The 18,382-nt window shown below is 61.2% G+C and carries 12 protein-coding genes; 6 read left to right on the top strand and 6 right to left on the bottom strand.

Annotated elements, in window-relative coordinates; translation table 11 throughout:
• Nucleotides 1–289: 289 nt before the first annotated feature.
• Entirely contained in the window at nt 290–1,369 is a 1,080-nt protein-coding gene (locus NKJ58_RS18945; RefSeq protein WP_245261060.1) for a trans-sulfuration enzyme family protein, read from the bottom strand.
• Between NKJ58_RS18945 and NKJ58_RS18940 the strand changes: the two genes are divergently transcribed.
• Nucleotides 1,368–2,168 (top strand): helix-turn-helix domain-containing protein, encoded by an 801-nt coding sequence (locus tag NKJ58_RS18940; RefSeq protein ID WP_245266008.1) that lies wholly within the window; start codon nt 1,368–1,370, stop codon nt 2,166–2,168. The genes NKJ58_RS18945 and NKJ58_RS18940 overlap by 2 nt on opposite strands.
• Nucleotides 2,169–2,216: 48 nt before the next feature.
• Nucleotides 2,217–2,855, top strand: a complete 639-nt coding sequence (locus tag NKJ58_RS18935; protein WP_023672382.1) for an FMN-binding negative transcriptional regulator — start codon at nt 2,217–2,219, stop codon at nt 2,853–2,855.
• Between the two features lie 644 nt (nt 2,856–3,499).
• On the opposite strand, the gene NKJ58_RS18930 is transcribed toward NKJ58_RS18935, so the two are convergent.
• From NKJ58_RS18930 to NKJ58_RS18910, 5 genes are all read right to left on the bottom strand, one after another.
• Nucleotides 3,500–5,563 (bottom strand): carbamoyltransferase family protein, encoded by a 2,064-nt coding sequence (locus NKJ58_RS18930; protein ID WP_023708043.1) that lies wholly within the window; start codon nt 5,561–5,563, stop codon nt 3,500–3,502.
• A gap of 1,138 nt (nt 5,564–6,701) precedes the next feature.
• Complete coding sequence (locus tag NKJ58_RS18925; RefSeq protein WP_023708042.1) at nt 6,702–8,912, bottom strand: xanthine dehydrogenase family protein molybdopterin-binding subunit; 2,211 nt, start codon at nt 8,910–8,912, stop codon at nt 6,702–6,704.
• A gap of 3 nt (nt 8,913–8,915) precedes the next feature.
• On the bottom strand, nt 8,916–9,374 hold the full coding sequence (locus NKJ58_RS18920; RefSeq protein ID WP_023708041.1) for a (2Fe-2S)-binding protein: 459 nt from the start codon (nt 9,372–9,374) through the stop codon (nt 8,916–8,918).
• A 1,163-nt stretch (nt 9,375–10,537) separates the two neighbouring features.
• Nucleotides 10,538–11,440, bottom strand: coding sequence for a dihydrodipicolinate synthase family protein (locus NKJ58_RS18915; RefSeq protein ID WP_023685525.1), 903 nt, complete (start codon nt 11,438–11,440; stop codon nt 10,538–10,540).
• 52 nt (nt 11,441–11,492) lie between these two features.
• Nucleotides 11,493–12,725 (bottom strand): trans-sulfuration enzyme family protein, encoded by a 1,233-nt coding sequence (locus tag NKJ58_RS18910; RefSeq protein WP_023708040.1) that lies wholly within the window; start codon nt 12,723–12,725, stop codon nt 11,493–11,495.
• A gap of 83 nt (nt 12,726–12,808) precedes the next feature.
• On the opposite strand from NKJ58_RS18910, the gene pdxR reads away from it, so the two are divergent.
• The 4 genes from pdxR to NKJ58_RS18890 all read left to right on the top strand — a co-directional run bounded on the left by pdxR (nt 12,809) and on the right by NKJ58_RS18890 (nt 18,360).
• The gene (pdxR, locus tag NKJ58_RS18905) at nt 12,809–14,305 is read left to right on the top strand and encodes a MocR-like pyridoxine biosynthesis transcription factor PdxR (protein ID WP_023708039.1); all 1,497 of its coding nucleotides are present in this window, start codon (nt 12,809–12,811) and stop codon (nt 14,303–14,305) included.
• 158 nt (nt 14,306–14,463) lie between these two features.
• On the top strand, nt 14,464–14,955 hold the full coding sequence (locus NKJ58_RS18900) for an MOSC domain-containing protein (protein ID WP_023704114.1): 492 nt from the start codon (nt 14,464–14,466) through the stop codon (nt 14,953–14,955).
• 6 nt (nt 14,956–14,961) lie between these two features.
• Nucleotides 14,962–15,912: a PDR/VanB family oxidoreductase gene (locus tag NKJ58_RS18895; protein ID WP_023697831.1), complete on the top strand. Its 951-nt coding sequence runs from the start codon at nt 14,962–14,964 to the stop codon at nt 15,910–15,912.
• A gap of 51 nt (nt 15,913–15,963) precedes the next feature.
• On the top strand, nt 15,964–18,360 hold the full coding sequence (locus tag NKJ58_RS18890) for a transketolase (RefSeq protein ID WP_023697832.1): 2,397 nt from the start codon (nt 15,964–15,966) through the stop codon (nt 18,358–18,360).
• Nucleotides 18,361–18,382: the final 22 nt, after the last annotated feature.

The raw sequence follows: 18,382 nt of genomic DNA, 5'->3' as shown, positions 1-18,382 counted from the left end.
GCCGTAGTGCCAGCACATCCATCCCATCTGTTGACCGCGATCTCCGACGAGGTCGAGCAGCAGTAGGTCAACGGCAAATCTGGGTATTTCCGCTATCCGGTCGAGCGCGTGGCCATCGTCCGGAAACCCGAAGACGTTCATCACCCAGGCGACCACCACGCCCGAGACAATGCGACACGGCGGTAGCGGTTCACCAGAGGACGTGCGTTCTACTCAGCAGGAACATTGTTCTGCCGATCGTCGGCTGCGCCAGCCGTCACGTAAAGCGGCGCCAGAGTTCTTGCACCCGTCATTGGACTCCCGCTTTGCAGGTTTCGCCTAGGGCCTGCATCAGGTCATCTATAATGTCCTGAGGATGTTCAAGCCCTACAGAAATTCGCAGCAATCCGCCTGGCGCTTTGGACTTCGCACCTTCAACGGATGCGCGATGCTCTATCAGAGAATGCGTCCCGCCAAGGCTTGTCGCCCGGACAACAATCTTCAGGCGGCCGGCCACGGCCATTGCAGCATCGGCTCCGCCCTCGACGATAAAGGATAGCATCGCTCCGTAATGGCTCATTTGCCGCGTAGCAAGATCGTGTCCCGGATCAGTTTGCAAACCAGGAAAGAGCACTTTTTCGACGCGCGGATGAGACGCCAGGGCCTCGGCCACTTTCTGGGCGCCTTCGCAATGGGCGCGCATGCGGACCGGCAATGTCTGCAGGCCCCGCAACGCCAGCCAACAGTCGAAGGGCGCTGCGACGCTGCCCTTGTGTTTCTGGACCATCCGCAATGGGCGACCGAGGGGTGACGCGTTTGGGACAATGACGACACCGGCCATCAAATCCGAGTGGCCGCCAATGTACTTTGTCGCCGAGTGCATCACCGCGTCTGCCCCGATTTCGAGTGGCAGTTGAAGCACTGGGGTGGCCCACGTATTGTCCACCACCGCCAAGGCGTCTGCCTCGTGCGCGATTGCGCAGATGGCCGCAATGTCGACAACGCGGATCATCGGGTTTGACGGCGTCTCGACCCAGACGAGGCCAGTCCGCTTCGATGTCACCGCGGCGCGCAAAGCATCCAAATCGCGCATGTCGACGGGGGCAAAGTCGAAGCGAGACCCAATGTCGGTCTCTTCGATCAGCGAACGAATGCCGAAATACATGTCATCCGGCAGAACGATCCGACCCGCCGACGGATGGCTCTCGAAAACTGCAGCGATTGCGGCCATGCCCGAAGCGAAGGCGATGCCGTCTCCCCCTCCCTCAAGCGTCGCCATGGCCGCCTCGAACGCATTGCGTGTCGGATTTCCATCCCTTGTGTATTCGAAGCCGGACGGAAATGACCCGTTGGCGCCTCGTTCGAACGTCGTGCTGGTGTGCAGCGGCATGGATACGGCCCCCGTGGACGCGTCGACACCTCGGCCGCAGTGGATCGCCTTCGTCTCAAAACGCATCGGTTATTCCTTCCTAACGGGCAGTTGCAATTTCGTGCCGGTCATTATACTGACCGCAATACGTGAGCCGAGGACCCAAGTCAATATAATGACCAATGTTACGGAAGCGTTTGATGCCGAGCAAGCGCTTGGGCAAGCGATAGCAGCCCGGATCCGAGACTTGAGGCGTGACCAAAGCCTGACCCTGGATCGCCTGGCTAAACTAAGTGGCCTATCGAAGGGAACCGTGGTCGCGCTGGAGCAGGGTAGGGCGAACCCCAGTATCGGCATACTGTGTCGGCTGGCGGCGGCGTTTTCGCTCTCGGTGGCCGATTTGTTGAACGAGCACCCTTCCACGGTGCGCCTTCCCATCGAGCGGACAGAGACCAGGAGGCTTTGGACGAGCGCCAAGGGAAGCTCTGCGCAACTGCATTCGTCGACCTCGGGACGCACGATGTTCGAACTGTGGAGCTGGGTCATGATGCCGGGCGATGTGTTTTCCGCGGACGCTCATAGTCCGGATACGCGCGAGCTGATCTCGGTCAGTCAGGGTGCCCTGAGCGTTGTGGTAGGTACCCACGTGGAAATTTTAAGCGAAGGCGAGAGTGCGCGGCTTGTCACTGACCAACCTCACTCATATGCGGCGGCATCTGATGTGCCCGCCCACTTCACGATGGCGGTGCTTGAGCGTGGTGGACACCGAAATCCGGGGCACTCGTCGACGGCAGCGAAGATTCAGGGGCACGTTCCGTAAGGCCCCGCCGATTACTAACAACCGCACATTCGCGACAGGAGATAACCGTTGTACGTTCCGCCTCATTTTGCCGTCCCTGATCAGAACGCCCTGTTTGACCTTATCGAGAGACACCCGCTGGGTATCCTCGTCACCCAAAGCAAAGGCACGCTGGACGCGAACCACCTCCCTTTCGAGCTTGACCGCTCGAAGGGAGACAAGGGCGTTCTCAATTGCCATGTCGCTCGCAAGAACCCAGTCTGGGAGGAAGTCGCCAATGGCGATGAGGTTCTCGTAATCTTCCGTGAGGCCGACGCTTACATCTCGCCGAACTGGTATCCGAGCAAGCATGAATTCCACAAGCAGGTGCCGACCTGGAACTATCTCGTCGTCCATGCCCACGGACGCATCACTGTCCGGGATGATGAGCGGTATGTGCGCCGCAACGTGGCGAAGCTCACTCACATGCAAGAAGCCTCGCAGCCGGTCCCATGGAAGATGGGCGACGCGCCGAAGGACTTCATCGACACGATGGTCAGGGCAATCGTCGCCTTGGAGATCGAGATCACCGGCCTGGTTGGAAAATCAAAACTCAGCCAGAACAAAGAGTTGCGCGACATTCAGAACCCTGGCGAAATGCTGCGTGCCCAAGGGGCCATTGCGATGGGAGAAGCGATGCTCGCGGCTGCGGCGGTCAAATCCCAATAGCATGTGTCTTGTCCCGACAAAGCCGCTGGTGCCGGCTTCCCGACGGGTCACCTAGTCCGCCTTGACGCACGGCAATAGCGTTTGACGGCCTGAAGCGACGCTGTGGTCACCCTTGTGATGCTTTTCCACGCGCCTGGTCAGGCGACAGGATTGCTCCGTCGTGAGGACAGGCGGGAGTTTGCAGGTTGCGGTGGGCGGGTTCGTTTCCGGCGCCTGCGCCCCGTCGTATGTCGCGAGTTGAGGAATGCGATCGAGGGCGATGTGCAGGATGCGCTGCGGGAACGTCGTCGGCTGGCACAGACGGACTTCCGATTTCACCTCGACCACCCGCGCAGCGGTTTTGAATGAGGCGCAAACGCACGCGTGTCGAATTGGGCGATTTCCCTTGGGCGCCGAGCTCGACCATGCGCGATGATGCGCTCGACGCAGCTCCAGCTGGCGGCGCCTTCAACGAACTCCTTGAACCTGCAGACCTTGCCCGAAAGCACTTGCTCTTACGGGAGATGATTGGCTTTGTCGCCGAAGCGACTGATGGAGATGTTGGTGGGCGCCGCCGCGTAGGCGACGACCCCGTAATCACAGCGGGAGCTCGCAGGCGGGGTCGACAAACACCCTTGATTGGCCGAGCTTGAGGTGCATCTCTATCAGGCTGATTGCTTATTGGGCTGGTCCAGCGTTTGATCGGACCCATGATCCATCCGACCAGCTTGTGAGGGATGCAACCGAACCAGGCGCTGCTCCCACAGTCTTCGCAGGCCCTCCATTAGAGCTGCATGCCTGGCCTGATCCGGCTCAATCATATTGAGGTGATCTCGCAACACGGCTTCGCCCTCGATCCGCATCAGTAGATTAAACAAGTCGTTTGAAATTCGCACACTGTCAATGCTGGAGTGGTTCGGAATAATCTCGCAGACAGTCTCCTGATGATCTCGCGCTGTGTAAGCACGGGTTTGATGGAGGGAGACTGAGGGAGGCAATGAAATCGCAAGCGCAGTCCAATCCTGCAGCGTTGCAGCCCGTTTTTTTACCAGGAAGGGCCCGACCACAAGTCCATCCAGCTCTGTCGTCAAAAATGTGGCAATCGCGTCTGCAACCGTATCCACGATCGGTTCAGCATTGTTGTTAAAGGACGTATTGAGCAGAATTGGAGTGCCTGTCCGCTTCTTGAAGGCATTGATGACCTCCCAGTAAGCTGGGTTGGCATCGCGCGATACTGTTTGCAGCCGAGCCGTACCGTCAACGTGCGTAATGGCACCCAACAAGGCGCGCTTTGAGTCACGCACGCGAACGACGAAATTCATGAATGGAAATTCGTGCTTACCGTCCGGGAGGTCGAAAAATTCGCTCGCATCCTCTTCCAGCACAGATGGTGCGAAAGGCCTATAGCCTTCGCGCTTCTTGACCATGGCATTGATCCGGTCCTTGTTTGCAGCGGGCCGAGGGTCGGCAAGAATGCTGCGGTTGCCCAGCGCACGTGGCCCAAACTCCGAACGACCCTGCACCCAGCCGATCACGGCGCCGTTGGTGATCCAGTGGGCTGCACTGCTCGCTACGTCATAAGAGCGTTCAACCTCGAGATGTCCGGACCATGCATTCAGTTCCTGTTCCACGGCGCGGTCGCTCCCGAGATCAGGACCCCAATAGACCTCCTGCAGTCGCTCACGCGGCGCGGGGCGGCCCATCTCGTTAGAGACTATCAGCGCAGCTCCCAATGCGCAGCCAGCGTCGTGAGACGCGGGTTGCACGAAGATGTCTTCGAAAAGCCCTGAATACAGCAGCTTGCCGTTCATCGTGCAGTTGTGGGCTACCCCTCCCGCCAGACACAACCGCTTCATGCCGGTGGCCTCACGGTGGTGCCGGAGAATGTGGAACACGATCCGCTCAAGCGCTTCCTGCAGTGACGCACTCACATCTCGATGCTGCTGGGTGAAAGGCATTCCCTTTCGCCTGATCTCGATGTTGCGGAGCAACGCCGGACCGATGCGGTCGAGGTGAACACGGTAGCCACCGTTGGCGGAGAGCTCGTACAACTGCTCGAAGAGCTCGCGATAGGGAGCGGGGTCGCCATAGGGCGCGAGTCCCATTACCTTATACTCGTCGAACATGCCGTAGCCGAGACAGCGGATCGTCTCGAGATAAAACAGCCCAAGAGAATTGTCCTCCGGGAAAGCCTCGATTTGCGTAATTTCTGTGCCAGACCCTACCGCCACAAGGCCCGACAGGAAATCACCACAGCCATCAATCGCTAGAATGAGACTTTGTTCGAAGCCCGACATTGCAAAGGCGCTCACGGCGTGCGCCTGATGATGACCTACGAATGAAATACGCGAACTGTCCAACTTAGTGCCGAACTCACGCGCTAACAGGTTCTGCACCAACATTTTAGCATCCAACGGAGTGGAGAGAATGTCCGGTTGGGAAGCGGACATACCTTCAAGCATGGCGTTGGCATAGGGCTCGCTGGCGTAGACCGCGACACGATCAATGTCGCTGAGCTGAACCCCGGCCGTCGAGAGACAGTATTGAATCGAACCACTTGGCAGCTTGTTCGAGTGCTTGATTCGATTGAGGCGTTCCTCTTCTACGGCGGCTATCACCTTTCCGTCTCGGACGAGCACCGCGGCGCCATCGTGCATAAAGGCGTTCGGACGCTCGAATCGGTTTTCATGGACTTGGTCAAGTCCGCCGCTGATTCCTAGGCACAGCATTTCTTTCTCCAAATAGTAACGGGAAGCCAAATTGGCTTACCTCGACTGTTTCCAACTAAATAGGCGTGTTGTCGCCTGCAGCTGCGACCGCCCGTCAGGCATCAGCGGCATCGAAGAAAGCCTCATAAACGATCAATGAGCTGCTTCGACTGTGACGCCTACAGTGCCATCACGCCGAGAGCTTGGCTGGATCATCCAATCCTGAGCGGCTGCTGACCTGTATCCGGCGATGTCGTTTTCATCGGCAGAACCAACTTGCGATGCCGCCTGTTCTTGGGAAGGGCGGCCGTCGACGAATAACAGTACCGCCCCCGTGAACTGGCCCGATTTCATTCTCCGAAGCGACCATGGTCGCACCGCCCGACATTGTCGGCCAGTTGCAACTCACTTTCTCGGCACGACCTCCACTGCACGTCAGGGCGCATCGAAGATTTTCTCCTTTGGATTATACCTAAGGCAGCTTTCGTCACGCGTTAGAGCAGCGTGTGATTGGTGCGTGAGGCTCTTTTTTGTCCATGCACGATTCCGGAAGAGTGATGAAATCGATTGTTTTGATCAAAGTCATCCACGCTATGAATAACAGCCGCAGCACATGCGTTTTCAAAGCGCTTCAGGCTTCCCGGATGGCTACTCCGATGTGAAGCGCATGGCATTCCAAGCGCTCTGTCAACCAAACGATGAGTATCGGCGTCGACCCACATTGCCTTCGTCTTCGCGACTCCGTGACAGCGGCTGGCATTGTGTTTGTAGAGCATCGGGCGAAGATCATGTCGATCGGCCATCTCGCCTGCCTATCGGCAAACCCTTGAACAATGATCCACGCACCAGCGCGATTGTGATCACGAGCGCCTCTGAGCTCGGGAGGTTCGGTTTTCTGAGGGCCTGGGTCTCCGAAGCGATGGAGGTAGCTAGCCTTCCTGGTGCTATACGGTTGTGCTCTTCATGGAGTGGACGCATTTGCGTCTCGAAAGCGGTTCTTCAGTGGAACCGGCGCCAAGGCCCGTCTGTGGTCGTTCAGAACACGGGGTGCCGTCTCCAAACCGGATATTGGAGCGGGCAGCCGCCGGAATTTGACCCATGGAGATGAGCGCCTGTCAGGAGGCGTTTCGAAAACGGCGCGATCTTCATCGCGGCTGTTTCATGGTGTCATTCCTGACATGTTCTTTATAATCGGCAGCTTGCGGATAGTCTTGCCCGTCGCCGCCCGTAGCGCGTTGGCGACGGCCGGGCCGATCGGCGGCACACCTGGCTCACCAACTCCCGTGGGCGGCTCCTCGGACGGCACAATGTGCACCTCGACTCGCGGCATCTGCTCGATCCTGAGCGGTGTATAGGTATCGTAGTTCTCTTGGTCTACGACACCGCCCTTCAGGGTCAGCTCCTCCTGGAGGATCGCACCTAGCCCGAATCCGATACCGCCCTCCATCTGAGCGCGAATCTGGTCAGGATTTATCGCGGTGCCGCAATCTACCGCGCAGACAACGCGGTCGACCTTGAAACCATTTTCATCGTTGAGGGTGATCTCCACCACATCGGCGACATAGGTCGAGAGGCTTTCATGCAGGGCCACGCCGCGGAAACGGCCTTCCGGCAGAGGCTTGTCCCAGCCTGCCTTCTCAGCAGCCACTTTAAGCACGGCGGCATTCCGTGGATGGTGACCGAGCATTGACAAGCGGAAGTCGACCGGATCACGGTTCGCAGCGGCGGCGAGCTCATCGATCAGGGTTTCCACCGCGTAAGCGGTGTGGGTGGAGCCTACCGAACGCCACCACAGCACCGGGATGTTCACGTCCGTGGTGGTCAGCTCGACCTTCAGGTTCGGGATCGCATAGGGCAGGTTGGTGGCGCCCTCTACGGAGGTTGGATCGATGCCGTTCTTGATCATCGCCGCAGAGGTCGAACCGCCCAAGACCGATTGGCCCACGATGTGGTCATGGAGAGCGACGACATTGCCTTTCTTGTCGAGCCCCGCCTTGACTGCATGCACATAGGCCGGCCGGTACCGCCCACCCCGCATGTCATTCTCGCGGGTCCACTGCACCTTCACTGGCTTGCCGCGTCCCAGTGCACGCGCTGTGGAAACAGCTTCGATAATGACATCTGCATCAAAGACCGCGCGGCGGCCGAAACTGCCGCCGGTCTTCATCACGTGCAGCCTCACCTTTTCCGGCGTGGTGCCGCCTACCTGAGCGGCAGCCGCCTGATAAAGGTCGGGCATCTGGTGTCCGCCCCAGACGTCGATGGTGCCGTCTTCGTTGATTCGGGCGGCCGCGTTGAGTGGCTCGATCGAAGCATGGACAAGATAGGGGAATTCGTAGTGCCCCTCGATGATTTTCTCAGCACTGGCGAACGCTGCGGGAGTGTTACCGTCGTCGCGCGCGGTGGCCGCGCCCAGATCGTCTGCTGCCTTGTTGTATTCGGCCATGATCTCGGCCGTGCCGCGCCCTTCGGCCTTCTCCTCGTTCCAGGTCACCTCCACGAGTTCGCGGCCCTTGAGCGCCGTCCAGGTGTCCCTGCCAACCACGGCAATGCCTCGCGGCGTCTGGACGACATCGACAATGCCGTCGAGTGCCTTCGCCTTGGTTGCGTCGAAGCTCTCGATCTCGGCGCCGAACTTCGGCGGATGGATCATAACGGCCGTCTGGAGTCCCTCCATCATGAGGTCGATCGTGTAGGTCTGCGCGCCGTTGGTCTTGCCGGCGGAATCGTAGCGCTTGAGGCTGTCCGATCCGATCTGGGCCCACTTGTCGCGCGGCTTTAGCGGCACGTCGTCGGGAACCGGCATTCCCGCTGCGGCTTCAGCCAGGTCACCGTAGCGCGCCTGCATCCCTGAGGCGTGCGACACGACCCCGGAAGCGACTTTGATCTCGCCGGCTGGCACATCCCACCGCTGCGCCGCGGCCGCCACCAGCAAGGCCCGTGCGGCAGCACCCGCCTTGCGGTAGCGTTCCCACGACGAACTCATCGACGTGGAGCCACCGGTTGCCTGTGCGGCCCCGCCCCAGGCGAGATTGCCGTAGAGCGCGGTATTGCCATATCCGCCGACCACGTCCACCTGCGCCCAGTCGCCGTCGAGCTCTTCCATAACCAGGGTGGCGATGCCGAAATAGGAGCCTTGTCCCATCTCGAACTGCGAGGAGTAGATGATGATTCGGTTCTCCTTTGTGATCTCGACATAGGTCTGGAAGGGGTTCGCCTGAACCTTTGCAGTAGTCGTTTGTGCGATGTCGGACGCCGCCAGCACTAGCCGGTAGCCTACGGCGAGGCCAGCGGTGGTGACGCCCGCGCCGACGAGGAACCGGCGGCGCGTGGGCCGCACGGAGTTATACTTCGAGAGAAACTGCGACATGCCTCAAGTCTCCAGCCGGTTGGCGGTCTCGTGGATGGCCGCGCGGATGCGATGATAGGTGGCGCAGCGGCAGAGATTGCCGCTCATCGCCGAATCAATATCATCGTCCGACGGCTTAGGCGTTTCTGTAAGCAGGGCCACGGCCGACATGATCTGGCCAGACTGGCAATAGCCGCATTGAGGTACGTCGAACTCGGCCCACACGGCCTGGACCGTTTCGCCTATCTTGCCCGACACACCCTCAATGGTGGTGATCGAGGCTCCTTCGATGTCGCCGACTGCGGTCTGGCACGAGCGCGTCGGCATGCCGTTAACGTGAACCGTGCAAGCGCCGCACTGGGCAAGCCCGCAACCGAATTTCGTTCCCGTGAGTCCGATGACGTCACGGACCGCCCAGAGCAGCGGCATCTCTGGATCGACGTCGAGTGTTCGCGCCTCGCCATTGAGGGTAAAAGCGACCATTGCTTGCTCTCCTTGTCCTGAGCTGGCTATCTCGTTGAGCCTCCGCCCGCCTGGCAACCGAGCTCTTGTTGCTGAGGCCTAGCGACCACACCGTAGGAACGCGCAGCTCAAGCAACAAGCCGCTAGGTTGGCGAGTTACGAGATCGTGAAGTGGGTCGTGTCGAAAGGCTGGAGGCAACTGAATGTCATTTTTTGGGCGGACAGGCCGCTTTAGGCTGGGTTACACGAGACTGGACATTCGGGTCGTCGCGAACATCGACCGCTGGTCGGCCGCGTCCGGCAGGGCCCTGATTGGCTACACGAAATGAAATGGGACTACTATCGATGGGGGCCTACCTCGACCCGCAACCTCCACGACTGGACCCTCAGGTTTCCGGCTATCGTCCCGGGCGGTGGCCGAGCTCGGCGCCTCGGACGCGATAATAGGCGGTGAGGCGTTCGTCGTTGACCAGAAGGCTTGTCGCGCATTCCCAGTCTTCAGCGGGCTCTTGGCCGCGGCGGGAGACGTCAGGACCATGCTTGCCGGCTTCGACCTGCTCAAGATCGACGGCGAGGGTCTTCGCGATCGGCCACTCGTCGATCGGCGCAAAGCGCTAGTTAACCTGCTGAGACGCCGCCAAACGGCATCGTTCTGAGCGACGAGATCAGCGGCGGCAGCGACATTCTCGCGCAAGTCTCCCAGTTCGGCCTCGATGGGCATCGTCTCCAAGCTGCGTGTCAGTCCATATCGATCCGGCCGGCGCCAAGAATGGGTGAGACAAAATGCGTGCTGAGTGATGAGTTCATCGTCATCGGCTGCGAACCCGGCAACAGTTACGGCGGTCGGGAAGCGTGCTCTGGCGAATGTCGAGGACGGAAATCTGGTGTTCGCCGGCGGCATTGGCACCGGCTTCAATGCGCGCACCGGGCCGGAAGTAAAGCGCCGGCTCGATGCCATTCCAATGGATAAACCACCGATTCCTAGTTTGAAGGCGAACGGTGCGGCATGGGCGGAGTGCCCTGCGCAGTCTGTACCTCCGCAGTCGATTGTCGAGTTCGAAGGGGGTGTGATTGGCGTCGAGACCGCTCCAGCCATGGCTATCAGCACGCCGAGTGCGTTGTTTTCGATCAGTTCTCGAAATGAGCGGGTAAATACCTTTCACTTGCCGAACGGGGTTTGCTGTTCACCGGCTGGCATCCGATGGCAAACCTTTCAACGCGGCGGCGATCTGGCGCTTCGCTGCTGGGGGCAGAGGCAGGATGGGACGCGGGGGTTCGGCACTGCAAACGTCGAGCAATTCAGCGAGTGCATAGACGACGCGAAGGCTCGAGAACTCCTTGAAGAGGCTCCAGATCGGGACCAGCGCGGCATTGATCCGTCGCGCTTCGGCCGCATCGCCCTGTTGCGCCGCTGTGACGATCGTCATGCAGACCTCGGGCAGGATGCCCGCGAGGACGCTGTACCATGTGTCGGCGCCGGCGATCATGGCCTCGGCGGCGTTCCAGTCGCCGCTGTAACCAATCGAGAACCCTTCCGGCAGTGTGCGCCTCTGGGCGGTCAGGTGGTTCTTGATCGCATCGCTTTTGTCTGTCGGATTCTTGATGGCGACAATCCCAGCCACCTTTGCCAGGCGGCTGACAAGGGGTGGACTGAAATGGAAATGCGTCGTTCCTGGATTGTCGTAGACGACGATCGGCAGGCCACTTTCGCGCGCCACAGTGGAGAAATGATCGAACACCTCGTCATCAGTAAGCGGGGTGTAGGAGGCGGCGGCAAGCAAACCCGCAGCTGCTCCAAGGGCCTTGGCGTCTTGCGCGAGCCCCACGGCTTCATCGGTGCGCAGCGCGCCCACACCCACCACGACCGGCATTTGCCCCGCCGTTTGGTCCAAGGTCTCGGAGAGCGCCCGCCGCCGTTGCTCGCGCGACAGATAGATGTATGTGCCGGTGCTGCCGAGAAGACCGATGGAATCGACCTGAGCAATGCCAAGCCGAGCAATCAGCCTGCGCAGGGCAACGCTATCGACGCGGCCGTCACGATTGGTCGGGGTGATGGGGAACGCGGAAAGACCGCTCAGGAATGCCATGGCAAGGCTCCAGATCTATGTGTGAGCGCAGAGGTGGCCGCACGCCAGGTCATTACAAGACGTCCAAAGCCCGCCGCAGATCGGCGATCAGGTCATCAGCGTCTTCAAGCCCCACCGAGAGACGCATGAGATCCTCGCCGACTCCATCGGCCAAATGGGCATCCTTGCGGATCGGCTGCCGAGCACGGGTGAGGCTTGCTGGATGATAGATGAGGCTGTCGGCATCGCCGAGGCTGACGGCGCGAATGATCAGGTTGAGCCGGTCCATTATCCGGCGCGCTCCTTCGTATCCAGCGTGGAGGCCAAAGGCCAACATGCCCGATCCGTTGGACATCTGTTTTCGCGCCGTCACCTGATCAGGGTGCGAGTCGAGGAACGGATAACTCACAAATGCCACCGCCGGGTGCGCTTCCAGCGCCCGAGCCACCGCAAGGGCTGTGGCGCTGTGCCGTTCCATACGCAGCGTCAGCGTCTTGAGACCGCGCAGGATTAGGAAAGCTGACATGGGCGAGAGCGCTGCGCCGGTGATGTAGCGCAGGCCCGTTTCATGCAGCGTACGGAGCGTCTGGGCGTCGCCGAGAAGCGCCCCGCCAAGGGCATCGCCATGACCATTGATGTACTTGGTCATCGAATGGAGCACGATGTCCGCCCCGTGCTCAAGCGGTCGCTGGAGCGCGGGCGAGGCGAAGGTGCTGTCGACTGCAACCCTTACACCGCGCGCGTGAGCGCGCTCGGCAATTGCCGCTATGTCGAGGATGCGGCTCAGCGGATTCACCGGCGTCTCGAAGAAAACCAGCCGCGTCCGCTCGGTGATCGCAGCATCGAGATTGTGAGGATTTGACAGATCGACCGCGACGACCTTGATGCCGAAGCGGGGGACCGCCTGTTCGACCATGGCAAGCGTGTTCGCATAAAGCGTCTTGTGGACGATGAGTTCATCGCCCTGGGACAGGAGCGACAGGATCAGAGTGCCGAAGGCCGCCATCCCCGAGGCAACAACCAGCCCTGCCTCGGCTCCTTCCAGATTCGCGAGCCGCTGCTCGAGGATCTCGGTCGTGGGATTGTATTCGCGCGCATAGAGCCTTCCACCAAGGGCGGCGGCGGCATCGTTTGCTGCCACGCTTTCGAACCCATAGGTTGACGTCAGGAACACTGGCGGCTGGACGGCATTGGAAAAGCCGGCCGGATCGTAGCCATGATGGATCGCCCGGGTGGCAAATCCGGGGCTGGTGCGGTTGAGCGACCCCGTGGGAGCATCGGTTTCGGATTGATGGGAGCTGGTCATTCGGCCTCTGCGATCTCTCTTGGGGTTCCGAAAGATTGACGGCAACCTGGCCAATGTGAAATATCCAGTTGGCGATGAAAGAGATGGTCCAGTCTTCAAGTGCCGGGTCTGCAGCGCGCTCGCACGCGATGGGTGCACGCCAGATATACGAAGCCCTTCGCGAGCAAATCCTCGGCGGCGTCTACGAAACCGGCAGTCAGTTGCCATCCTCCCGGGCCCTGGCAAATGACCTCGGCGTTTCGCGAACCACGGTGACGGTCGCCTATGAACAACTGGCTGCGGAGGGTTTCATCGAAGTCCGTCAAGGCGCACGACCTCGCGTTGCGTCTTCGTTGATGGGCCATGGGACGGGGCGCACTCACGCGCAACGGGTCGGCCCAATCCACCTGTCCGCATATGGCGAGCTGCTGCGCGCGACGTCACCCTGGCCAGATTATCTGCCGACTGGGCTGAAGGTCGAGTTCCGCTATGGCGACCTCGCGCCGTCGGATTTCCCTTCATTGGTCTGGAAACGCGCGATGAACGAGGCGATGGGGCAGCGCCCGCTGCGTCTTGCCTATGACGATCCTCGCGGCTCGCGCCGGCTTCGCCAGGCGCTTCAGGGCTATCTCTGGCGCGCCCGGACCCTGAGCTGCGACCTCGACCAGATCATAGTTGTGAACGGTTCGCAGCAGGGCCTTGATCTGTGCGCGCGCCTGCTTCTCGATCCCGCCGACCGTTTCGTCATCGAGGATCCGTGCTACAGGATGGCGCGTCAGGTCTTTGCCAGTACGGGTGCCTCACCCATCCCGGTCATCGTCGACGAAGACGGGATGAGGACCGAGTTGCTAGCGGGGATCGGAGCACGACTGGCTTATGTGACGCCATCGCATCAGTTTCCGCTGGGCGGCGTCATGCCGATCGCGCGCCGCCATCAGCTTCTGAAATGGGCGCGGCACAACAACGCCTATGTGATCGAGGACGACTACGACAGCGAATATCGCTACGACATCAATCCGGTCCCTCCGCTGCACAGTCTCGAGGACCACGGGGCTGTCATCTACCTCGGCACGATCTCCAAAACGCTCTCGCCGATGCTGCGCATCGGCTACCTCGTCGTCCCGCCCGAATTGCAGGAGGTCTTCGCAACCGCCAAACAATTCGCAGACCGGCATTCGCCGGTCGCTGAACAGGAAGCGCTGGCATCGTTGATCGAGAGCGGCGGCTACGAAAGCCATGTGCGCCGTGTGCGCAGGCTGAACGGCGAGCGTCGGGAAACGTTGTTGGGTGCCTTGCAGCACAGCTTCGGGGATCGCATCACTGTCCAGGGAGCAGATGCGGGACTGCACGTCGCGGTTTGGTTCAATGACCTGCCACGATCGCGGGAAACGGCCTTGGTCGAATCCGCCCGCGACGCTGGCCTGGGGCTACACCTGATCTCGCCGCTCTACGAACGGCCTTCGGACGAAGGCCGCACCGATCGCGTCGGACTTGTCATGGGCTATGCCGCCTTGAGCATTCGGCAGATCGGGAAGGGCGTTGAGGTCCTGCGAGAGGTTGTCAAGCAGGTGCAAGACGCGATGCCGGCGCGGAACAACTGAGCCGGGGCGACGCCGAAAGCTGGCGCTGAAAACGGTCCGAGGGCCCCCCGTATTTCTTTCCAAACAGCCAACTGGACCGGGAAAATGCCATGCAACTGGCGCTGTTGATCAGGCCAGTTTTGCAGCAGGTTTCCACGGACGAATTTCCGAGAGCGATGATGACCTGGCGAGGAAAGCTGCTTCACGTCCATATCGCGCCTGCCGCCTCCTATGAAATGGAGGAGCTGGCGCAGGCGCAGCTTATTGCCGGCCAAGGCGTTGTCGGAGACCGCTACTACCTGGGGACGGGGACCTATTCCGCGCGTCCTGACGTTCGCGAAGTGACGCTGATCGAAGCTGAAGTCTTGGACGCCATCGCCCAGGGCGAACCCAGAATTCCGGGCTTCAAGGCCAAGCTCGCACCCGAAGATCACCGGCGCAATCTGACGACACGAGGCGTTCCGCTTAGCCATCTTGTCGGCAAACGCTTCCGGGTCGGGGAAACGATTCTCAGGGCCGCCCGGATGAATGTGCCGTGCAAGTATATCGAGGAGTTGCTCGGGCTTCCGGGTCTCTACGAGGGGCTTCTGAACCGCTCCGGCCTGAACTGCACAATCGAGGTCGGGGGCGTGATCCGCCCCGGTGATCTGATCTTGCCCATCGACGAGTGAAACGCCATGGCCTCGCCGCGCATCATCATGAAGCTGACCGTGACCGCCGCCCGCAAGGAGCCGGGCGACGTGCTGGTCATCGACCTGAAACACCCACGCAAACCTGTGCTGCCGGCGTTCGAAGCGGGTTCTCACGTCGACGTCCATCTGCCTGAAGGGAAGGTGCGTCAGTATTCACTTTGCGGCGACCCGACCGAGCTTGGCCGCTACACCATCGCGGTGAAGCGCGAGAATGACGGCCGTGGCGGCTCGGCGTGGATCCACGAAACCATTGCCGTCGGCTCCACACTGCCTGTCTCCGCGCCACGCAACCATTTTGCGCTCAAGCCAGGCGAGGGGCCGACTTTGCTGCTGGCAGGGGGAATCGGGATCACCCCGATTCTGGCCATGGCGCGCGCGCTCACCCGGCAGGCCAAGCCCTTCGAGTTGCACTATTTCACCCGCAGCCGGGCGCTCACGCCACTCTTGGCGGCGATCGGGAGCGATCTTCCTGGCGGCAATGTGCGGATCCATTTCGACGACGAGCCTCAGACCCGGCAGAACATCGCCGCGCTGCTGGCGAACCGTTCGGACGACGCGCAGACATACTACTGCGGACCGCCTGGCTTCATGGCGGTTGTGGGGCGCGCGGCTCAACACTGGCCCGAGGGTACTGTTCATTTCGAAACTTTCCAGCCTCCCGAGTTTGATGGCGCGCCACCGGAACCGTTCGTCATAGAACTGGCTGAGGGCAGGGTGGTTGAGGTTTCGGCTGAGACCACGGCACTGGCCGCCTTGCGTGCGGCCGGTGTGCCGTTGATGGCCTCGTGTGAGAACGGGGTGTGCGGGACCTGCGAATGCGCAATGCTGGCGGGACAGCCGATCCATCGGGATGCCGTCCTGTCCAAGGAGGCACGCGGCCACCGCTTCATCCCCTGTGTGTCGCGCGCGACAGGTGTGTTGAAACTCGATCTTTGACCATTTGGGCGGGGGTCCTGTGAGACCGGCAGCTGATTTGCGGGAAACTGAATGACGAGGAAACTGGAATATCTGAACGAGATCGAGCGCTGCGTCTCCTGGCTCGCAGCCTGGACGATCCACCACGCCAACCACGTCCGCGAGGGCGATGAGATCAAGGTCGGGGGGCATCAGGCCTCGTCCGCGTCGCTGAGTACCATCATGACCGCGCTCTACGGTTCGGTCCTGCGCCCGCAGGATCGGGTGGCGGTCAAACCCCATGCGGCGCCGATCTTCCATGCACTTCAGTATCTGGCGGGCAACCAGACCCCCGAAAAGCTCATGAACTTCCGCGGCTACAAGGGCGCGCAGAGCTACCCTTCGCGGACGAAGGATGTCGACGATGTCGACTTCTCGACCGGGTCGGTGGGTCTCGGCGTTGCTCAGACGCTGTTCTCGTCGCTGGTGCAGGACTACGTCTCGGGTCACGGCTGGATGAAGGAGCGTGCCGAGGGCCGAATGGTCAGCCTGATCGGCGACGCCGAGATGGATGAGGGCAACATCTACGAGGCCCTGATCGAAGGCTGGAAGCACGGGCTCAGGAACTGCTGGTGGGTGGTCGACTACAATCGCCAGTCGCTCGACGCCGTGATCCGGGAGGGCCTCTGGCAGCGTTTCGAGCAGATTTTTCGCAACTTCGGCTGGGACGTGATGGTCCTGCGCCACGGCGCTCTGCAAGAGGCTGCCTTTGCCGAGCCGGGGGGCGAGAAGCTGCTCGAGTGGATAGAGCGCTGTCCGAACCAGCTCTATTCGGCGCTGACCTTCCAAGGGGGTGCTGCCTGGCGCAAGCGGCTGCTCGACGAGATCGGAGACCAAGGGCCGGTCACCACTCTGATCGAACGCCGCTCCGACGACGAGTTGCAGGCGTTGATGACGAACCTTGGCGGGCATGACATGCCGAGCCTCCTCGAAGCCTTCGAGGCGGCGTCCAGGCATGACCGTCCCGTCTGCTTCATCTGTTACACCATCAAGGGCTACGGTCTGCCGCTTGCCGGACACAAGGACAACCACGCGGGGCAGATGACGCCCACGCAGATGGAAGACTACCGCCTGCAAATGGGCGTAAAGCGGGGTGAGGAGTGGGACAAATGGGCGGCCGCCACCTTGCCGGAAGCGGAACTTGACGCCTTCTTCGCAAAGGCGCCGTTCTTCAGTGAGGGGCGTAGGAGGCTGTCTGCGCCGTCGGTGCCGGTGCCTGAAACCCTTCCGTCACCGGGGCAGCCCGGCAAGCCGCTCTCGACCCAGATGGGGTTCGGCCAGATCCTGAACGACATCGCACGCGAGCGCAGTCTGCTTGCCGACCGCATTGTCACCACCTCGCCCGATGTGACGGTCTCGACCAATCTCGGTGGCTGGGTCAACCGGCGCGGCCTTTTCGCCCGGGAGAGCATGGCGGACACCTTCAAGGCCGAACGCATTCCGTCGACCTTTACCTGGGAATTTGGGCCGAAGGGGCAGCACCTCGAGCTCGGGATCGCCGAGTCGAACCTGATGATCATGCTCGGGGCACTCGGTCTCTCGCACTCGATCAATGGCGTGCGCCTGCTGCCGATCGGGACAGTCTATGATCCCTTCATCTACCGATCGGCCGACCAGCTAAACTACGCCTGCTATCAGGATGCGCGCTTCATGCTGGTCGCAACGCCCTCGGGCGTGACGCTAGCGCCCGAGGGCGGAGCACACCAGTCGATCGGCACCCCATTGATCGGCATGGCGCAGGATGGGCTTTGCGCCTTCGAACCGGCCTTCGTCGACGAACTGTCCGTGATCATGCGCTTTGCCTTCGATTACATGCAACGTAATGGCGAGGGGGATCCGGATGAGATGACGTGGCTGCGTGATCAGACCGGAGGATCGGTCTATCTTCGCCTGTCAACCCGGCCGCTCGAGCAGCCGCTGCGCGACATGAACCCGGCGCTCGCGCGGGACATCGTCAATGGCGCCTATTGGCTGCGTCCGCCTGGGCCCAACGCGAGTGTCGTCATTGCTTATCAAGGCGTCGTCGCGTCGGAGGCGATTGCCGCGACGGGTCTTCTGGCGGAGGACCGGCGCGATGTCGGGCTGCTCGCGATCACCTCCGCGGACCGGCTTAATGCGGGCTGGCAGGCGGCGGAACGTGCCCGGCAGCGTGGCGCGATTGGCGCCCTGAGTCATATCGAGCGGCTGCTCGCGCCGCTATCGCGTGACTGCGGCATCGTCACCGTGATCGACGGCCACCCGGCGACGCTCGCGTGGCTCGGTGGGGTTAACGGGCATCGCGTGAAGGCGCTCGGGGTCGAGCAGTTCGGCCAGACGGGGACTATTGCGGACCTATACCGTCACCACGGCCTGGACACCAACGCCATCGTACATGCGGCGCAGGCGGTCAGTGCGGGACCGGCTGTTCGCTACCGCAAGGCGCTGCCTTGACCATGAGCGACCGGATGCTCCG

Source organism: Mesorhizobium sp. M0139 (genome assembly GCF_040322455.1).
Lineage (GTDB): Bacteria > Pseudomonadota > Alphaproteobacteria > Rhizobiales > Rhizobiaceae > Mesorhizobium.
Note: the sequence above shows the minus strand (reverse complement) of the source record. Positions and strands in the feature narration are given on the sequence as shown.

Bases quoted from the DNA above. Each gene is read 5' to 3' on its own strand.
- NKJ58_RS18940 (WP_245266008.1), top strand. From the start codon at position 1,368: ATGGATACGGCCCCCGTGGACGCGTCGACACCTCGGCCGCAGTGGATC.
- NKJ58_RS18945 (WP_245261060.1), bottom strand. From the start codon at position 1,369: ATGCCGCTGCACACCAGCACGACGTTCGAACGAGGCGCCAACGGGTCA.
- NKJ58_RS18930 (WP_023708043.1), bottom strand. From the start codon at position 5,563: ATGCTGTGCCTAGGAATCAGCGGCGGACTTGACCAAGTCCATGAAAAC.
- NKJ58_RS18925 (WP_023708042.1), bottom strand. From the start codon at position 8,912: ATGTCGCAGTTTCTCTCGAAGTATAACTCCGTGCGGCCCACGCGCCGC.
- NKJ58_RS18920 (WP_023708041.1), bottom strand. From the start codon at position 9,374: ATGGTCGCTTTTACCCTCAATGGCGAGGCGCGAACACTCGACGTCGAT.
- NKJ58_RS18915 (WP_023685525.1), bottom strand. From the start codon at position 11,440: ATGGCATTCCTGAGCGGTCTTTCCGCGTTCCCCATCACCCCGACCAAT.
- NKJ58_RS18910 (WP_023708040.1), bottom strand. From the start codon at position 12,725: ATGACCAGCTCCCATCAATCCGAAACCGATGCTCCCACGGGGTCGCTC.
- pdxR (WP_023708039.1), top strand. From the start codon at position 12,809: ATGGTCCAGTCTTCAAGTGCCGGGTCTGCAGCGCGCTCGCACGCGATG.
- NKJ58_RS18900 (WP_023704114.1), top strand. From the start codon at position 14,464: ATGACCTGGCGAGGAAAGCTGCTTCACGTCCATATCGCGCCTGCCGCC.
- NKJ58_RS18895 (WP_023697831.1), top strand. From the start codon at position 14,962: ATGGCCTCGCCGCGCATCATCATGAAGCTGACCGTGACCGCCGCCCGC.
- NKJ58_RS18890 (WP_023697832.1), top strand. From the start codon at position 15,964: ATGACGAGGAAACTGGAATATCTGAACGAGATCGAGCGCTGCGTCTCC.